Origin of the sequence: Bradyrhizobium sp. UFLA01-814 (assembly GCF_046718885.1) — a bacterium.
GTDB classification, from domain to species: Bacteria; Pseudomonadota; Alphaproteobacteria; order Rhizobiales; family Xanthobacteraceae; genus Bradyrhizobium; species Bradyrhizobium elkanii.
This window is the reverse complement of record NZ_JAQOSR010000110.1, coordinates 1-15521: the sequence shown is the minus strand read 5'-3', so window position 1 is coordinate 15521 and position 15521 is coordinate 1. Positions and strand designations below refer to the sequence as shown.

Here is a 15521-nt window from a genome sequence, read left to right as displayed (position 1 = left end):
GGCTTACTTTCCCAAGGCTATCGCGCGCTCGCTGGCGTGATCCTTGTGACAGCCAATCCGGCATTCAAGCCGAGCGAGCTGGAGTTCGTGCTGCGTCAGTCCAAGGCCTCCGCCCTCTTCCATCTGTCGAGCTTCCGCGGCGTCGACATCGGCGCCGTCGCCCGCGACATGGAGAAGATCGGCCTCAAGTGCTACTCCTTCGAAGGGTGGCTCGAGGAGATCCGGAGCGCGCCAGCTACGAAACTGCCCGAGATCGACCCGGGACATGCTGCGCAGATCCAGTACTGTCCGGACCACAGGCCGTCCCAAGGGCGCCCTGCTCCATCACCGCGGCCTGGTGACGAACGCGAGCTACATCGCGGCCAAGGCCGGACTGGAAAACGGCGTCTTGCTCAGCCCGATGCCGCTCTTTCACACGGCGGGATCTGTGATGAGCGTTCTCGGATGCATGACTTCACGCGCCACATTGATTCTACCGCTGTTCTTCGATCCGCCTACGGTCCTGCAGGCTATCGAAGCGAGAAAAGCCGAGATCATATTCGGAGTTCCGACGATGTTGCTCGCGCTGATCGACGCTATGAAGACCGCACCGCGCGACCTTTCGTCGTTGCGCGTCGCGCTGTCCGGAGGCGCTCCGGTCTGCCCAGAGATACATCGGCGGGTGAAGGAAGCGCTCGGTCTTTCTGTCCTTACAGTCTTCGGCCAGACTGAACTCAGCCCGATTGTCGCCCAGACAAGCGTCGACGACCCCGAGACGGAGCTTGTCCACACCGTCGGAAAGCCGCTCTGGAATGTCGAAGTGCGGATCGCGGATCCGATCGATCTGCGGGTGCGGCCGATCGGCAGCGAGGGCGAGATTCAGGTCCGCGGCTATCAGACGATGATTGGCTATTTCGAAGCGCCCGAGGACACGCGCCAGGCCATCACGGCGGACGGGTGGCTGCGCACAGGTGACCTTGGGACGCTTGATGAGCGCGGGTACCTGCGCGTCACCGGCCGGCTGAAGGACATGATCATCCGCGGCGGAGAGAACATCTATCCGGTCGAGATCGAAGCCTGCCTTCTGCGGCATCCCGACGTCGCCGATATCGCAGTGTTCGGGGCTCCGGACGAAAAGTGGGGAGAGGTCGTAGCGGCCGCCGTCCGCCTGTCACCGAACGCGTACGGATGCACGGAGAAGCTGATCGAGCACTGCCGCGGGGCGATGGCGCACCACAAATCGCCGACGCTCTGGTTCGCCTGTACCGAGTTTCCGCTGACTGCGTCCGGCAAGGTCCAGAAATTCAGGCTGCGAGAGGCGTTGGCCGCCGGCGCGCTCGACAAACTGGACTGGCGAACGACCTTCAGCGGAAGCGCCACGCCCAGTATGCGTCGCCCCGATCCCGCCGCTCAGTGACGTCGATCCTCATGAACCGATCGTGCGCCAGCGCGGCGCCGACCCAGAGTTCATTCCAGGCGTCGAACACCGACGGCGAGAGGTTCTCTCGTTCCGACATCAGACGCCACGACGTCTGACGGACGGTGAAGCCGTTTCCGTCCTGGCTCAGTTCGGCGTCGTCGCCCTGCCCGCGCGCGATCCGCGCGAACGCCTTCGCGAAGCCGGCGGCGCCCGGCTCGACGCCGCCGAGGTGCGTCGCGACTTCGTCGAAAGCATGCATACCGGTCAGCCTGGCCGCTGCGCCAGCTAGATGCCCGCCCTCGTCCGGACCGAGAGTAACGACGGCCTCCGGGACGATCGAAGTAACGTACTCCATCGAGTAGTTGCGTAGCACCTTGAGCAGGCGTTCTTCGGGCCAGGTATTTTCGGGAAGTTTGGGCGCACGCTCCGGATCGAAGGCCGGGCAACGCTCTCCCGGCGAGAACTGCAGCCGCTCCTCGGGAGCCAGGTCGTGATCCCACTCCTTGTAGTAACCCTCCAACCCGGGCTGCCCATCGACGGTCTGGCCGGTGCAGACGAAACCCAGTCGCGGATTGCCGAGAACGACGCCGTTGTTGGCGTGCCATCCCCGTAGCATGGCGCGCGATACGTCGGAAGGGATCCCGCAGATCGCGGTACCCGACCAGATCCATCGCGGCGGCGGGTACCGGACCCACGCCTTTTTGTCGCTTTCGTAGACGTATTCGACCTTCACGCCGCCGACCTGATTGGACAGGTAGTGATACTGTGCGCAGGCCACTGCGTTCGGCAAACCGTCAAGTCCGAGTTTCTTCAGACCGGGAAGGAAGCGGGCCAGTTGTTGACGGCGGAAGGTACGGAATACGATTTCTGCTGCGCGGTGCGGCCCCGCTTGCGACGACACCTTGAGAATGAGGCCAGTCAGGTAGGAGTGATAAATCAAGTCTATGGCGCGATACGCTGCGACATCAGCGCCTGTTTCGTGGCTCTTTGTCTTCACTTCTTCGCCTCCAGGCCAGCCGTGACGAAATCCGCGATCGATTGAGCCAGCTTCTTCTTGTTTGCCTGCGTCTCGCCGTCGCGAGGTTGATACCATCGAGACGTCCAATTGAGCGCCCCGAGCAATGGCTTGGCCGCGAGCTTCGCATCGACGTTGCGGAAGTCTCCAGACGCCACGCCTTCCTTGATGACGCGAATGTAGAGATTCTCGTTGGCTTCCCGCAGCGCCGCCACTTCCGCGAGCTCCGCTCGTTCGCTTTCGTTGGTGCGCTCGAGCAGATGCATTTCCAGTCCCTGGGCGATCACGCGGAGGTACGGAAGGTGATCGATGACTAGCAGCGTGTGCGCGAAAGCCATGCCGTGCAGCCGCTCTCGCGGGGCGACCTGCAATTCGAAGGGCGGGCGGATTGCCGCGTTGGTCAACTCCATCCCACGGCGATGGACCGCAAAGAACAGCTCGGATTTGCTCCGGTAGTAGTAATAGATCGCGCCCTTGGTCGAGCCGATCTCGTCGCTCACCCGGTCAAGCGAAGTCGCGGCAAATCCCTGCCTCATGAACGCGCGCGCGGCTGCGTCCAGAACTTCGACGCGTCGGTCGACTAGCGGTTCCCCTGCTTCGACCTTGCCTATCTTGCTCAACGACCTGCTCTCCCTCGAACGATGTTGACAGTCAAACATACTACTCGGTATCCTGCAACATACTACTCGGTATCTAGGGAGGCCGCCATGCTGGACGACTACGCCGGCCTACGCGTGCTTGACGTCAGCCAGGGCTATGCCGGCCCCTACTGCGGCGCGATCCTCGCGCGAGGTGGCGCGTCGGTGATCAAGGTCGAGCCTCCGTCGGGCGACTGGGCGCGCGCAATCGGCGGTGCCGTTGACGGGCACACGGCTTTCAGTCTGGTTCCGAACATCGGCAAGCGCGCCGTCTGCATTGATGGAACCAGAGAGCGAGGGCGCGCCCTCTTGGTGAGGCTCGCCAAGAGCACCGACATCGTCATCCAAAATTTCCGGCCGGGCGTCGTCGATCGTCTTCAGATCGCTGACCACCAGTTGCGGCCCGACAATCCGGCTCTCATCTACGTCTCGATTCTCGGTTTCGGGGCCGGCCCCTACGAAAAGCGACCAGCCACCGACACCATCATTCAAGGCTTTACCGGAATGATGGAAATGAATCGCGACGCGCAAGACACGCCGCGACGCATCGGAATGTTGGCCGTCGACACGGCTGCCGGCGTCTATGCAGCGCAACAGGTAGGCGCGGCCCTCTATCGCCGCCTCACGAAGCGAGGCGGGCAGCACGTCAAAATTTCGCTAGTCGAGGTCGCCGCGGCCTTTCAAGCCACGCCGATCGTCGACGACGCGCTGCACCGCCGCGGTCAGCCGAATGTGCCCTTGAGTGTGCCGATCGGAACTTTCGCGACTGCGGACGGACACATCAATCTCTCCTGCGTGTCAAACGCGATGTTCCACGGCATCTGCAAGGCGCTAGGCAAGGCGGATTGGATCCTGGACCCGAGATTCGTGACGGAAGCTGGACGTCTCGACCATGCAGGCGAGATCACGGCGGAAGTCGCACGTATCCTCCATACCAGGCCGAGCGTGTACTGGATCGAGACGTTCGAACGGCACGACGTGCTGTGCGGTCCCGTGCAGGGCTATCGAGAGTTTCTCGACGATCCGCACGTCCGCGCTTCGGGACTGCAGGCGACGCTGCAGGGCGGCGCATTCGAAGGGCTGCCCCTTACGCTGCTCCCCGGCACGTCGGCCGCAGGCACCCGCCTGCCCGCTCCGCCCCGGCTGGGCGAACACACCACGGAGGTGCTCGCGGAGCACGGATATTCGCAATCAGAGATCGATCGTTTCGTCGAAGACGGCGCGATCGTTCAGGCAAAAAACCGAAGGGAGAAGACGATGAAAAGAAAATCAATCGCCGCATTGGGGACTGCCCTGGTCGCAGGCTTCATGTCGTCCTCGGCTCTCGCCCAGGTATCGGACAATGTCGTTCGCATCAGCATCCTCAACGACATGACCGGAATCTATGCCGATGCGGGGGGCAAGGGATCCATCGTCGCTGCCGAACTCGCTGCGGAAGACTTCGGCGGTAAGGTCGCCGGCGCGAAGATCGAGGTCGTTTCAGGTGACCACGCCAACAAACCCGATATCGCATCGAACCTTGCAAGAAAGGCCTATGACGCGGAAGGAGTCGATGTAATCGCGGACGGCGGCTCGTCCGCGGCGGCTCTGGCGATGCAGAACGTCTCGCGCGAGAAGAAGAAGATCATCTTGCTGTCGGGCCCGGCGACGGCGGAGATCACCGAAGGCTTGCTCGCCTTACAGCTTTCACTGGATGTACGACACCTACGCGCTCGCTGCGGCGCCCCCGGAGGGCGTCCTGAAGCGCGGCGGAGACACCTGGTTCTTCATCACGGCGGACTACGCCTTCGGCAAGTCGATGGAAGCTGAAGCGACGAAGCGGATCCAGGCCGGCGGCGGCAAAATGGTAGGCGGCGTCCGTGCACCGCTGGATACGCCCGACTTCTCATCGTATCTGCTTCAGGCGCAGGGATCTGGCGCCAAGGTCATGGCGCTGGCGACCGCGGGCAGCGACACCAGCAATGCCATCAAGCAGGCGCAGGAATACAAGGTTATCGGCCCGAACACGCAGGTCGTCACGTTCCTGATGTTCATCAACGACGTAAACGCCATGGGTCTGAAGGACGGACAAGGCTTGATCTCGTCGACGACCTACTATCACGATCTCGACGACGGTAGCCGAAAGTTCGCAAAGCGCTTCTGGGACAAGATGGGCCGGCCGCCGTCCATCGTTCAAGCCGGCGTCTACAGTTCTGTCCTGCACTATCTCAAAGCGGTCGCGGCGACGAACACCGATGACGCAGACAAGGTGACGGCGATGATGCGCGAGATGCCTGTCGAAGACGGCTTCACCCACGGCGCCAGGATCCGGGCCGACGGTCGCCTGCTGCGCGACCTCTACGTGACCGAGGTCAAGAAGCCTGAGGAATCGAAGGGTCCTTGGGACTATTGGAAGATCGTCGCGACGATCCCCGGCGATAAGGCCTGGCGGCCAGTCGAGGAAAGTGAATGCCCGTTGCTCAAGACCCACTGACTTGAGGAGGTTGATCGAGACATGGCGGACGATCCGAAGCTGTTGATCGAGAACGACGGGCCGATCACGGTCATCACCATCAATCGTCCGGCAGTCCGCAATGCTCTCGACAACGAGACAGCCGCGGCGCTTGCGAAGGCGTTGCGGGACTTCGACCGCGAAGATAGCCAGGCCGTCGCCGTGCTGACCGGCGCCGGTGGGCATTTTTGCGCGGGCGCGGATCTGAAGGAGCTCGCCGCGGGCCACGAATACAAACCATGGGCCGGCGATCCGGATGGCCCGTGCCATGGCATACTGTCGAAGCCCGTCATCGCCGCCGTTGCGGGCTACGCCTGCGCAGGAGGCCTCGGTGTCGCCCTTAGATGCGATCTCCGCGTTGCAGAGGAGACTGCCACCTTCGCCGTTCTCTCCCGGCGATGGGGCGTCCCAATGAGCGACGGAACGACCGTCCGTTTGCCGCGTCTCGTCGGCGCAGGCCGAGCGCTAGACATGCTGCTGACGGCACGTAAGGTCACCGGCGCGGAAGCGCTTGCGATGGGGCTCGCCGACCGCCTTGTTTCGACGGGCAAGGCGCTGAGCACCGCGGTGGAGCTCGCGCATCAGATATCGGCGTTTCCACAGATCGCGATGCGGTCAGACAGGATGTCAGCGATCCGCCAGTGGAACCTGTCTGAGAAGGACGCCATCGCTCTGGAGACCGAACTCTCCGTCGAAGCACGCGCCAAGGAAGCGCAGGCCGGGGCCGGTCGCTTTGCCTCTGGGGCCGGCCGCCACGGTCAGGTGGGAAAGATTTGACGATGCGCGCGGTGATAGGACATAGCTTCGGCGGGATCGACGAACTCGTCTACGATGAAACCACTCCTCCGGCGATCGAGGCTGGCACCATTCGGATCTCGGTACGAGCCGCAGGCGTGAGCTTCGCGAACCTCCTCTTCATCGCCGGCAAGCATCAAAACCGGCCGAGTATTCCGTTCGTGCCCGGCACCGAGATCGGCGGCGTCGTCAGCGAAATCGCGCCCGACGTCCGAACCGATCTCAAGATCGGCGACCGCGTGTGCGCCGGCCTTCCTTCCGGCGGGTTCGCCGAGGAAGCGATCGTCGATGCGGCCAATGTCTTCCGTATCCCCGATTCCTTGAGCTTCGAAGGCTCGACACTTTTCCCGACCATCTACGCGACGGCTTATGCCGGCCTTAAGTGGCGCGCGAACCTTCAATCCGGCGAGACCCTGCTCGTCCACGGCGCGGCGGGCGCCAGTGGTTTGGCCGCCGTCGAGGTCGGGCGCGCTTTGGGAGCAACGGTCATCGCGACAGCTGGAGGCGAACGGAAGATCGAAGCGGCGAAGCGGTTCGGTGCCGATCACGCCATCGACTACCGCACTGGCGGATTCCGGGATCGCGTGCTTGAGATCACCAGCGGCCGCGGCGCTGACGTCGTGTTCGATCCAGTGGGCGGCGACATTTTCGACGAGTCCCTGCGCTGCGTCGCTCCGCTCGGGCGGTTGATTCCGATGGGCTTCGCCGCGGGCCGCATTCCGGAGATTCCCGCGAACATAGTCCTGGTGAAGAACCTCACCGTGATCGGTCTGTACTGGGGATTCTATATGGCGTGGGGCAAGACTAAGGCGGATGTCGCGCTGCGTGAGAAGGTCCGCATCCTTTATGGAGAGATGTTCGACCTCTTCGAAGCCGGAAAATTACGCGCGCCCGTCGACGGTTCGCTGCCGCTCGCGGACTTCGCTACAGCGATGCGCCGCGTCGAAAGCCGGGAGGTCGTCGGCAAGATCGTCCTGATACCGGAGCAACGAACATGACCGCGTCCTTGCAGCCAACCCACGAAGCGCCGTTTCGCGGACTGCGCGTCCTCGACTTCGGTCAGGGCGTGGCTTCGCCGTACGCGGGCTATCTCCTCGCCGCGAACGGCGCCGACGTGATCAAGGTCGAACCTCCTGAAGGCGATTGGTCGCGTCGTCTGGGTACGACCTACGGCAGTCATTCGGCATTGTCGGCCGTCTACAACCGTGGCAAGCGCAGCCTCGTTCTCGACCTCAAGAAGCCCGAGGCAATCGCCACCGCGCGCAAGCTGGCGGCAACAGCTGACGTGTTGGTCGAGGGCTTCCGTCCGGGGGTGATGGATCGCCTCGGCCTCGGATACGATGCGCTGAGCCGCGACAATTCCCGCCTCATCTATCTCTCGATCAGCGGCTTCGGACAGGACGGCCCCTACGCGCAGCGCCCCTGCTCCGACTCCGTCGGCCAAGCGTTCGTCGGCCTTGTCGCGGTCAACGTGGGCGCCGACGGGATCCCGCATCGGGTCGGGGCCACGCTTTCCGACGTCTGCACCGGTCTATACGGATTTCAGGCCATTTCGACCGCGCTGTTTGCCCGCAATGCGGTCGGCAATGGCCGGCACATCGACGTCAGCCTCTCGCAATCGACCGCAGCGCTGCTTGGTCACAAGTTCGCGGAACACGTTCTCGAAGGCGGCGCGCCTCGTCTCCTCAACGTGCCAGCCGGCAGCTACCGGACGAGCGACGGTTGGATCATGGTCACTCTCGTGACGGAGGCGCAGTACGGCCGGCTGTGCTCCGCCCTGCAGCGGGAGGACCTTGCCAGGGATCCGCGGTTCGCCAGCTTCGCGCTGCGCGCCGATTGCGCCGACGAACTCGCCGCCGAACTTCAGAAGGTGTTCCCGATCGACACCACGGCGTCATGGCTCAAAAGACTTCATGCGTCGGATCTCATCGCGGACCGAATTCTGAGCCCTTCTGAGTGGGTAGCCAACGAACAGGTCGAGGCCACCCTCGGCTCGCTGCGCACAGAAACGCCGAGGGTCGGCGACGTTGTGACGGCACGAACTCCGGGAAGGGCGGCGGACTTCGAGGGGCGTCTGCGTCCGGCTCCGGATGTCGGACAGGATTCCGCAGCCATCCTTTCAGGCGGCTGGAGTTAGATCGATTGGCACCGAGGTCGGATATCGACGGTCTGTCATGGCATTCCCTCGGCGTATTGCACGCAACGCGCTGGTCGGCCAAGAAGCTCATCCAAATCGGGTGAAAGGAATGTGAGGAGTCGTATTAGCGGGGTGGGCGACTCGAAACCCCGACATCATTGCTCAATCTTTCTCTTCACTTTGATCGGCAGAACTCCGGCGTAGACCGAACACTGAGCACCGCCTGAGCACGAACCGCCCTCAAGTTGTGTGTCACCCCCTACCCTTGCGCCTGACTCACCAACCTATCGAAACTTGTGCAGGGCTCACGCACCCAATGAACGCCGATCCGCACTTACCCTCGATAGATTTTTCTTGATCTTCTGGTGCACACGTTGTGCACACGCGGCCTTCTAACCATCTGAAAAACTTTAACTCTCCATCATGGGCAAGTTTGAGCTAGCTACAGCCAAACAACGGCCATTCCAGCAAACTATAAGAAGCTTCGGGGCCTGTGTTCGGCGCGGCGTTGGGATCGGCTGTCCGGTGGGCCAATTGACGAACGCAACCGGAGCGGCGACCTGCTACTTGCAGCCGCGGCAAATCGTGAGCTTGCCCTTTAGTTTGTCATCTTCCGTGGGATCGACCGATTGCTGCCCAGAGACACGATCCGCTTCTTGACCGCGCTTGGACTGCTTTGCCGGGTGCGACCTGACGGGTCGCGTCGTCCGGCTTGACGCGTCATTGTCGTCGACAATGCCGACGCTAAAGCCATCGTAATCGGTGCCCGGCTTGGCCAACGGCCGCTGCCTGTCGATCACCGGTGCTGGCGAGACGTCGTCGGACGCCGACGGCGCGTCCTTGACAGTGGCAGATGGTGGGGCGCCCGCGCCGGATGCCAGTGGCGGCGCATCTTTTGCGGCTCGGGGTGGAACCGAACCCCTGGCGGTCTCCGCCGGCGGCGGAACGACATCCGTCGCCGGTGACGACCCAACATTGCTCTTTGCTGATGGCGTGGGACGTTTGCCAGCCGCTCGCGGCGGCGACACGCTGGGTGCCGCCATCGGCGGCCAAACACTGTTGGTGGCGGCCGGAGGTGCCGCCTCCTGTTCACTCAACGGCGGCGGCGGAGCAAGCGAAAGCGGCTGAGCCAGCGACGTCTGACATCTCGCGCTGTCGTGGAACCAAACACCCGCGGCCAACAAGCCAAACAGCGCAGCGTTTTTCATCGGCGTTCTGCAAATCACTTTGACTGAAAGAATTGATCGCGTGACTTCCCTCGCCACGCTTCGGCAAAAACATCCACGCCTGACATGGCGATCAAAATTGACGGAAATGGGGAGTCGTGGGCGGAGACAAGCGCGCTTCGGTCCGCTTGTGGCCTTTCGGCAACCCTCGTTATCAGCCCCTTGGGGTTCCTCGGAAGTCCATGCGGGCCGACGGGATGTCCCTGTGGTCTCGCAGTCGTGACGATCATCAGCGCTTCCGGTGCGCAACGCGCTGTACCTCCAGCACAGTCATCGCCATACCTTCGTATAGCTCCTTTCATCCATTTTCATGGCTTGGGCTTACGCTCGTACAATTGAGCGACCGCGGAGGATTCTTATACTTGCGGCTACTCCGACCGGACGCGCAAACGTCTGCAAGAGCGCGAGCCGGACACCAAGCAAACAAGTGTTGCCGGAATGGCTCTTCGAGGACCACACATGAACGTCTTCATTCAGAAGCTCAACGGCCTGTGGCACCTCGTCGTCGGGTCGTGCAAGATCCGAACACCGTTCCTTGAGACCCAGGACCGGGAGTTGGTTGTTGCTTACGCCAGGCGTGTCTATCCCGGCGCCAAGATCTTCGAACGCGACTGACTCTCGCATGAGAGACGGCGATCGTGGCCCGCAACTGCGAGGGTGCGCCTCCTCCCCGCGCCTTTCGAATGCGGATGCCCCTAAAGCGCGATGAGATTGGGATCAATCATCATCGCGCTTTAGCTTCTTGCTTGGTCTCCACCGTGAACTTTGGATCACCTCACGTGCATCAACGGCACGCGCCTTAAGGATCGATCAGGACGCCCGGGTTGAGCATGCCGCGGGGATCCAGTTCACGCTTGGCGGCCCGCAACGCGGCGGCAAAAAGCGGTGGCCGCTGCCGGTCGTACCAGGGCCGATGATCGCGGCCAACCGCATGGTGATGCGTGATGGTGCCGCCTGCCGCGATCAGCGCGTCGCTCGCCGCGTCCTTGATGGCCTGCCACTGCGCGAGCAGCGCACCGTGCCGACCGCGCGCGTGGAAGGAGAAGTAGGGCGCGGGCCCGTCCGGGTAGACGTGGGTGAAGCGACAGGTGACTTCACCCTTCACCCCGGTCGCTTGCAGAATCGCGCGTTCGGTTGCTGCCTTGACCTGATCGTGGAAGCTTTCGAACCGATTCCAGGTGATGGCAGTCTCGAACGTATCGTTGATAAGGGCAGCGGGCGTCAGGAATTCGCGCGCATAGGGCATGCGAATGAACGCGTTGCGCCAGATGCCTGCCGCGCCTTCGAGATGCGCGTCGCCGGTCTCTGCGGGCTCTGGTGTCCCGCGGTGGTCGGCGCAGCATTCGAGCGCACGCTTGAACCAGGCGTCCAGGGGATGATCGCCCGATTCGAATGCCAGCACCATGATGGCGGAGCTGCCGTCGGCCGCACCGGTGTTGAACGCCTCCTGCGGGTCCAGGATGCGGCAATTGGAGGGATAGAGGCCGGCTTGCGCGACCGCACGCACCGCGCGCGCGGCATCGAAGAAAGTGCGAAAGCGAACCGATGCGCCGGCGCGGAATTTTGGACGCCGCTGCAATCGCATCCATGCGCGCGAGATCACGCCTAAAATTCCTTCCGAGCCGATGAACATGCGGTCGGGAGAAGGCCCCGCACCCGAACCGGGAAGCCGGCGCGTCTCCACGACGCCAACCGGCGTCACGACACGCAGGCTTTCGACGAAATCGTCGATATGGGTGTAGAGACTGGCGAAGTGGCCGCCCGATCGCGTCGCGATCCAGCCGCCCAGGGTCGAATATTCAAAACTCTGCGGAAAATGCCGCAACGTGACCCCGTGCGGCTTGAGCTGGTTTTCCAGCGATGGGCCATAGGTGCCGGCGTCGATCAATGCGGCGCGCGAGACCGGATCGACCTCGACGACCTTGGAGAGATTGCGCAGGTCGAGCGTGACGGCCGCCTTGTGCTTGATGCCATCGGCCTGCGGCTCGACGCCACCGCATACGCTCGATCCGCCTCCGAACGGCGTCAGCGAAGCGCCGACGGACCCCGCCCAGTCCATGACAGCCGATATCTCCGACTCGTTGCGTGGATAGGCCACGACATCGGGCGCGCAATCGTAGTCGCCGAGCATGGCCCTGACGTAATCCGGATAGGACTTGCCGTAAGTGTGCGCGGCGCGGTCGTAGCGTTCGGTGGTGCAGAACGGCGTAAGCGAACCTGGCGGCACCACGCGCGGCTCCCGCAAGGACAGCTCTTCAAGGCCGGGAACAGTGACCGTGTCGAATTCGCCAGCACCAAACTTGGCATGGTAGCGGCCGAGGACAAACGCCTGCTCATCCGCGCTCATGCCTTCGCCTTCCCGTCCCCAGCCGTAATGTTTCAGCCTTGTGCCGGTCATGAGCGTTCCCCGTGTCTCGTTTCGAGAGTTTCTTGAATCGAAGAACAAGATACGCTCTGAACGAAAGCGCTGCAGAGTGAGCTCGTTCGATCGGAACAATACGCTTTCGAGCGGGAGCATGAAAGACGGCGGCGGGGGGCAGTTTCTTCAGCAAACGGCGCCGCAGCAGCCGCGGCACTCGGCTCAGTCTTACCCGCATGGGGTACGACCAAATGCCAGGCCGCCGTATTCCGCGCGGGTGGAGATCATGCGACAATTTCGAGAGAGCCTTGGCTTGCTGAAAGACCGGTGGAGTCTGCTTCGGAAGGTGCGCATTTGGTCTCCGAAAGTGACCTCGAGCTTGCTCTTGATTTCGTCCGGGCTCGGGCCGCCGGACCGGCCGAGGGCATTTTTGGTCCAGGCTCGATAACCTGGCGGATCGACCGGGAAGCCATCACCTTTTTGGGCGCCGGCCGCGCCTTGCTGCTTCAGCTGGCGCATCCCTGGGTCGCCGCCGCCGTGGCCGAGCACTCGCGGACCTTCGCGGATCCGATCGGTCGCTTCCATCGAACCTTTGACGTTGTGTTTACGATGGTGTTCGGCTCGCTCGATGCGGCCCTTACCGCTGCCCGGCACCTGCACCACCGCCATACCATGATCGTCGGCCGCCTGCCCGAAGCAATCGGTCCGTTCGAGAGCGGCTCGCCCTACCGCGCCAACGAGGTCGCAGCGTTGCGCTGGGTTCACGCGACCCTCGTCGACACCGCTCTGGCCGTCCACGACCTGATCCTGCCTCCGTTCTCGGTCGAAGAGCGCGAGCGCTATTGGGCCGAAAGTAGGCTGCTTGGGGCATTGTTCGGGCTGACGTCGAGCGACTTGCCGGCTGATTGGGATTCATTCGCGGCCTACACCGCCGCGATGATGCAATCGGATACATTGTCCGTCAGCACCGCCGCGCGCGAGGTGGCCCGACAGATCTTCGCCGGTGGACGGCCATGGTTGCGGCCGCCGCGCTGGTATCAAACCCTGAGTGCCGAGTTGCTGCCGGACCGTTTGCGCACCGGCTTCGGATTTGTCTTTGACGAACGCGACAGGAAGGCCGCAGAGCGTGCCGTTGCGCGGATACGACGCATCTATCCCAAAATACCGACCCAGCTTCGCTACGTCGGCCCCTACCAGGAAGCTCAAGCCCGACTGCTGGGAGCGCCGCAGCTGGGCTGGACAACCCGGTGCCTGAACAGGGCCTGGATAGGACGACCGCGGTCGGATAACCGCTGGAACAGGTGAAGCTGTCCCGGGCAGCCGCGGCCGTTCGGATGCGGCCGACTACCGCCTGCCGCGATCCCAATCTCACCAGATCGAGAACGGACTCCTCGTCGGCGAGCCCCAATAGAGCTGGCGATCGCCCGGACGCTCGTAGCCGTACGCGACCGGTGGACGGCGCTTTCGGAACTTGATGCCGCCTTGCGGCTGGTCGCTCAACACGATCACGAAGCGTGGCTGCACCGCTCATGGCCTTGCCCGGCCCCTTTGGAGTACCAAAATTTGGGCCCATCCTCTTGAACGGATCCCCTTCTTCATAAGTCGAATTCGCCCCAGGGCCGGTTTCCGGCTGCTATCCTGTGACGGCTAATCCCTCAAGGAGGATATGCAAGCAGTTCCGTCCACTGAATGAGCGCATGCCCGTGCACCGCACGTTTGCCGAATGGGCGGCTTAGCGCGAGACGCAGAAGATCATTTCAGGGAGAAGGAGGTTCGCATCATGGTTGCCAAAGACGTGAAATTCTCCACAGAGGCGCGCGAAAAGATGCTGCGCGGCATCGATGTTCTGGCCAGCGCCGTGAAGGTCACGCTCGGTCCCAAGGGGCGCAACGTCGTTCTTGACAGGTCGTTCGGTGCGCCGCGCATCACCAAGGACGGAGTCACCGTCGCGAAAGAGATCGAGTTGGAGGACAAGTTCGAGAATATGGGTGCGCAGATGGTGCGCGAGGTCGCCTCGAAGACGAGCGACGTCGCGGGTGACGGCACCACAACAGCGACCGTGCTGGCGGAGGCCATCGTCAAGGAAGGCACCAAATCGGTCGTCGCAGGCATGAACCCGATGGATCTGAAGCGCGGCATCGACCTTGCCGTGGATGCGATCGTTCACGACCTCAAGAGCCACGCCAGGAAGGTCACCGCCAACGAAGAAATCGCCCAGGTCGCCACCATCTCCGCCAATGGCGACGCTGAGATCTGCAAGTTTTTGGCCGATGCCATGAAGAGGGTCGGCAATGAGGGCGTCATCACGGTGGAAGAGGCCAAGAGCCTCAACACTGAGCTCGAGGTGGTCGAGGGCATGCAGTTCGACCGCGGCTATGTCTCGCCCTATTTTGTTACCAATCCCGAAAAGATGCGGGTCGAGCTCGAGGACGCCTATATCCTGATCCACGAGAAAAACTGTCCGTGTTACGACCGCGAGAAGCTGAAGGAACGTCTGGCAAAACTCGCGGGTGGTGTCGCGGTGATCCGCGTCGGCGGCGCGACCGAGATCGAGGTGAAGGAGCGCAAGGACCGCGTCGACGACGCACTGCATGCGACCCGTGCGGCGGTGGAAGAAGGCATCCTGCCCGGCGGCGGGGTGGCGCTGCTCAGGGCGCAGAAGGCGCTCAAGGGCATCAAGACCGCCAGCTCTGACCAGAAGGCGGGCATCGACATCGTGCGCCGCGCGCTCCAGGCGCCGGCGCGCCAGATCGTTGAGAATGCGGGCGAAGACGGTTCACTGGTGGTCGCAAGATTGCTCGAGAACGAGAGCTATAATTGGGGCTTCAATGCTGCGACTGGCGAATATCAGGACCTGGTCAAGGCCGGCGTGATCGACCCCGCAAAGGTCGTCCGCACCGCGCTGCAGGATGGCGCCTCGATTGCTTCGCTTCTGGTCACGACCGAAGCCCTCGTCGCCGAAAAGCCAAAGAGGTCAGAAGCACACGCGCCAGCCACGCCGCCGATGGATTTCTGATGAGCGCGCCCGGTCGCCCCGGCACCGGGCGTTCCATCATTGATGGTCGGCATATCGACGAGTCGGCCTGCTCCCGATGAAGCCGTTCAAGCCCTCGCGGACGCGGGTGCTTCTGGCTGCAAGAACGCGCAGAACCGCAGACTGCGCACCATTGAGCGCCGGACGGGCTTTAGCTGCCAATCACACGCCGGATTCTCGCCAGTGCCTGATCGAGGTCCGCTGCATTCGTGCAAATCCCGAAACCGAAGCGAAGGCGGTCGCCGCGGTGATCGCAGTGCACGTGGACTTCGGCAAGTTTTGCCTCAATCTCGTCTGCGCGCCGCGTCTGGAAGGTCAGGAAATTGCCGTGCTGGGCCTTAGCGCCCCATGGCGTAATCAAATCTGCAGACCGCAGTCCCTCAATATGCTGAAGCGCAAGCCCCTCGATGAATAACGTCATCAATGC

15 protein-coding genes and 1 pseudogene are annotated in these 15521 nt (G+C 62.8%); 9 read left to right on the top strand and 7 right to left on the bottom strand.

What is annotated here, in order from left to right; all coding sequences use genetic code 11:
* Positions 1-3 precede the first annotated feature (3 nt).
* On the bottom strand, positions 4-267 hold the full coding sequence (locus PMN64_RS28365; RefSeq protein WP_411783043.1) for a hypothetical protein: 264 nt from the start codon (positions 265-267) through the stop codon (positions 4-6).
* Between PMN64_RS28365 and PMN64_RS28360 the strand changes: the two genes are divergently transcribed.
* Positions 266-1396: a class I adenylate-forming enzyme family protein gene (locus PMN64_RS28360; RefSeq protein ID WP_411783042.1), complete on the top strand. Its 1131-nt coding sequence runs from the start codon at positions 266-268 to the stop codon at positions 1394-1396. The two genes, PMN64_RS28365 and PMN64_RS28360, sit on opposite strands and share 2 nt — an antisense overlap.
* On the opposite strand, the gene PMN64_RS28355 is transcribed toward PMN64_RS28360, so the two are convergent.
* Positions 1344-2396 (bottom strand): hypothetical protein, encoded by a 1053-nt coding sequence (locus PMN64_RS28355; RefSeq protein WP_411783041.1) that lies wholly within the window; start codon positions 2394-2396, stop codon positions 1344-1346. The two genes, PMN64_RS28360 and PMN64_RS28355, sit on opposite strands and share 53 nt — an antisense overlap.
* Positions 2393-3073 (bottom strand): TetR family transcriptional regulator, encoded by a 681-nt coding sequence (locus tag PMN64_RS28350; RefSeq protein WP_411783040.1) that lies wholly within the window; start codon positions 3071-3073, stop codon positions 2393-2395. The genes PMN64_RS28355 and PMN64_RS28350 overlap by 4 nt, the downstream gene beginning before the upstream one ends.
* A 48-nt stretch (positions 3074-3121) precedes the next feature.
* Between PMN64_RS28350 and PMN64_RS28345 the strand changes: the two genes are divergently transcribed.
* From PMN64_RS28345 to PMN64_RS28325, 5 genes are read left to right on the top strand one after another with little or no spacing between them, the layout of a single operon-like run.
* A complete protein-coding gene (locus PMN64_RS28345) occupies positions 3122-4861 on the top strand; it encodes a CoA transferase (protein WP_411783039.1) in 1740 nt (579 codons plus the stop codon).
* Positions 4746-5525 carry an ABC transporter substrate-binding protein gene (locus PMN64_RS28340; protein ID WP_411783038.1) on the top strand — a complete coding sequence of 260 codons (780 nt, stop codon included), beginning with the start codon at positions 4746-4748 and terminating at the stop codon, positions 5523-5525. The genes PMN64_RS28345 and PMN64_RS28340 overlap by 116 nt, the downstream gene beginning before the upstream one ends.
* Before the next feature lie 21 nt (positions 5526-5546).
* On the top strand, positions 5547-6320 hold the full coding sequence (locus PMN64_RS28335; RefSeq protein WP_411783037.1) for a crotonase/enoyl-CoA hydratase family protein: 774 nt from the start codon (positions 5547-5549) through the stop codon (positions 6318-6320).
* A gap of 2 nt (positions 6321-6322) precedes the next feature.
* A complete protein-coding gene (locus tag PMN64_RS28330) occupies positions 6323-7336 on the top strand; it encodes an NADPH:quinone oxidoreductase family protein (protein WP_411783036.1) in 1014 nt (337 codons plus the stop codon).
* On the top strand, positions 7333-8475 hold the full coding sequence (locus PMN64_RS28325; RefSeq protein ID WP_411783035.1) for a CaiB/BaiF CoA transferase family protein: 1143 nt from the start codon (positions 7333-7335) through the stop codon (positions 8473-8475). Before PMN64_RS28330 ends, PMN64_RS28325 begins: the two co-directional genes overlap by 4 nt.
* 563 nt (positions 8476-9038) lie before the next feature.
* Here the strand turns inward: PMN64_RS28325 and PMN64_RS28320 are convergent.
* Complete coding sequence (locus PMN64_RS28320; protein ID WP_411783034.1) at positions 9039-9683, bottom strand: hypothetical protein; 645 nt, start codon at positions 9681-9683, stop codon at positions 9039-9041.
* A gap of 477 nt (positions 9684-10160) precedes the next feature.
* Between PMN64_RS28320 and PMN64_RS28315 the strand changes: the two genes are divergently transcribed.
* A complete protein-coding gene (locus PMN64_RS28315) occupies positions 10161-10316 on the top strand; it encodes a hypothetical protein (RefSeq protein ID WP_411783033.1) in 156 nt (51 codons plus the stop codon).
* Between the two features lie 184 nt (positions 10317-10500).
* On the opposite strand, the gene PMN64_RS28310 is transcribed toward PMN64_RS28315, so the two are convergent.
* Positions 10501-12099 carry an FAD-binding oxidoreductase gene (locus PMN64_RS28310; protein WP_411783032.1) on the bottom strand — a complete coding sequence of 533 codons (1599 nt, stop codon included), beginning with the start codon at positions 12097-12099 and terminating at the stop codon, positions 10501-10503.
* Positions 12100-12414: 315 nt separating this feature from the next.
* Here PMN64_RS28310 and PMN64_RS28305 point away from each other — a divergent pair, with 315 nt between their 5' ends.
* Positions 12415-13365, top strand: a complete 951-nt coding sequence (locus PMN64_RS28305) for an oxygenase MpaB family protein (protein WP_411783054.1) — start codon at positions 12415-12417, stop codon at positions 13363-13365.
* 63 nt (positions 13366-13428) lie between these two features.
* Here the strand turns inward: PMN64_RS28305 and PMN64_RS28300 are convergent, their stop codons facing one another.
* Positions 13429-13584 carry a hypothetical protein gene (locus tag PMN64_RS28300; protein WP_225646119.1) on the bottom strand — a complete coding sequence of 52 codons (156 nt, stop codon included), beginning with the start codon at positions 13582-13584 and terminating at the stop codon, positions 13429-13431.
* Between the two features lie 256 nt (positions 13585-13840).
* On the opposite strand from PMN64_RS28300, the gene groEL reads away from it, so the two are divergent.
* Positions 13841-15076 (top strand): chaperonin GroEL, encoded by a 1236-nt coding sequence (groEL, locus tag PMN64_RS28295; protein ID WP_411783031.1) that lies wholly within the window; start codon positions 13841-13843, stop codon positions 15074-15076.
* A 169-nt stretch (positions 15077-15245) separates the two neighbouring features.
* On the opposite strand, the pseudogene PMN64_RS28290 reads toward groEL, so the two are convergent.
* A pseudogene (locus tag PMN64_RS28290) lies at positions 15246-15521 on the bottom strand (aminotransferase); the annotation flags it as partial.

What these genes read in the sequence shown, in the direction of transcription:
- PMN64_RS28360 (WP_411783042.1), top strand. Translation starts at nt 266, where the DNA reads ATGCTGCGCAGATCCAGTACTGTCCGGACCACAGGCCGTCCCAAGGGC.
- PMN64_RS28365 (WP_411783043.1), bottom strand. Translation starts at nt 267, where the DNA reads ATGTCCCGGGTCGATCTCGGGCAGTTTCGTAGCTGGCGCGCTCCGGAT.
- PMN64_RS28350 (WP_411783040.1), bottom strand. Translation starts at nt 3,073, where the DNA reads ATGTTTGACTGTCAACATCGTTCGAGGGAGAGCAGGTCGTTGAGCAAG.
- PMN64_RS28345 (WP_411783039.1), top strand. Translation starts at nt 3,122, where the DNA reads ATGCTGGACGACTACGCCGGCCTACGCGTGCTTGACGTCAGCCAGGGC.
- PMN64_RS28340 (WP_411783038.1), top strand. Translation starts at nt 4,746, where the DNA reads ATGTACGACACCTACGCGCTCGCTGCGGCGCCCCCGGAGGGCGTCCTG.
- PMN64_RS28335 (WP_411783037.1), top strand. Translation starts at nt 5,547, where the DNA reads ATGGCGGACGATCCGAAGCTGTTGATCGAGAACGACGGGCCGATCACG.
- PMN64_RS28330 (WP_411783036.1), top strand. Translation starts at nt 6,323, where the DNA reads ATGCGCGCGGTGATAGGACATAGCTTCGGCGGGATCGACGAACTCGTC.
- PMN64_RS28325 (WP_411783035.1), top strand. Translation starts at nt 7,333, where the DNA reads ATGACCGCGTCCTTGCAGCCAACCCACGAAGCGCCGTTTCGCGGACTG.
- PMN64_RS28320 (WP_411783034.1), bottom strand. Translation starts at nt 9,683, where the DNA reads ATGAAAAACGCTGCGCTGTTTGGCTTGTTGGCCGCGGGTGTTTGGTTC.
- PMN64_RS28315 (WP_411783033.1), top strand. Translation starts at nt 10,161, where the DNA reads ATGAACGTCTTCATTCAGAAGCTCAACGGCCTGTGGCACCTCGTCGTC.
- PMN64_RS28310 (WP_411783032.1), bottom strand. Translation starts at nt 12,099, where the DNA reads ATGACCGGCACAAGGCTGAAACATTACGGCTGGGGACGGGAAGGCGAA.
- groEL (WP_411783031.1), top strand. Translation starts at nt 13,841, where the DNA reads ATGGTTGCCAAAGACGTGAAATTCTCCACAGAGGCGCGCGAAAAGATG.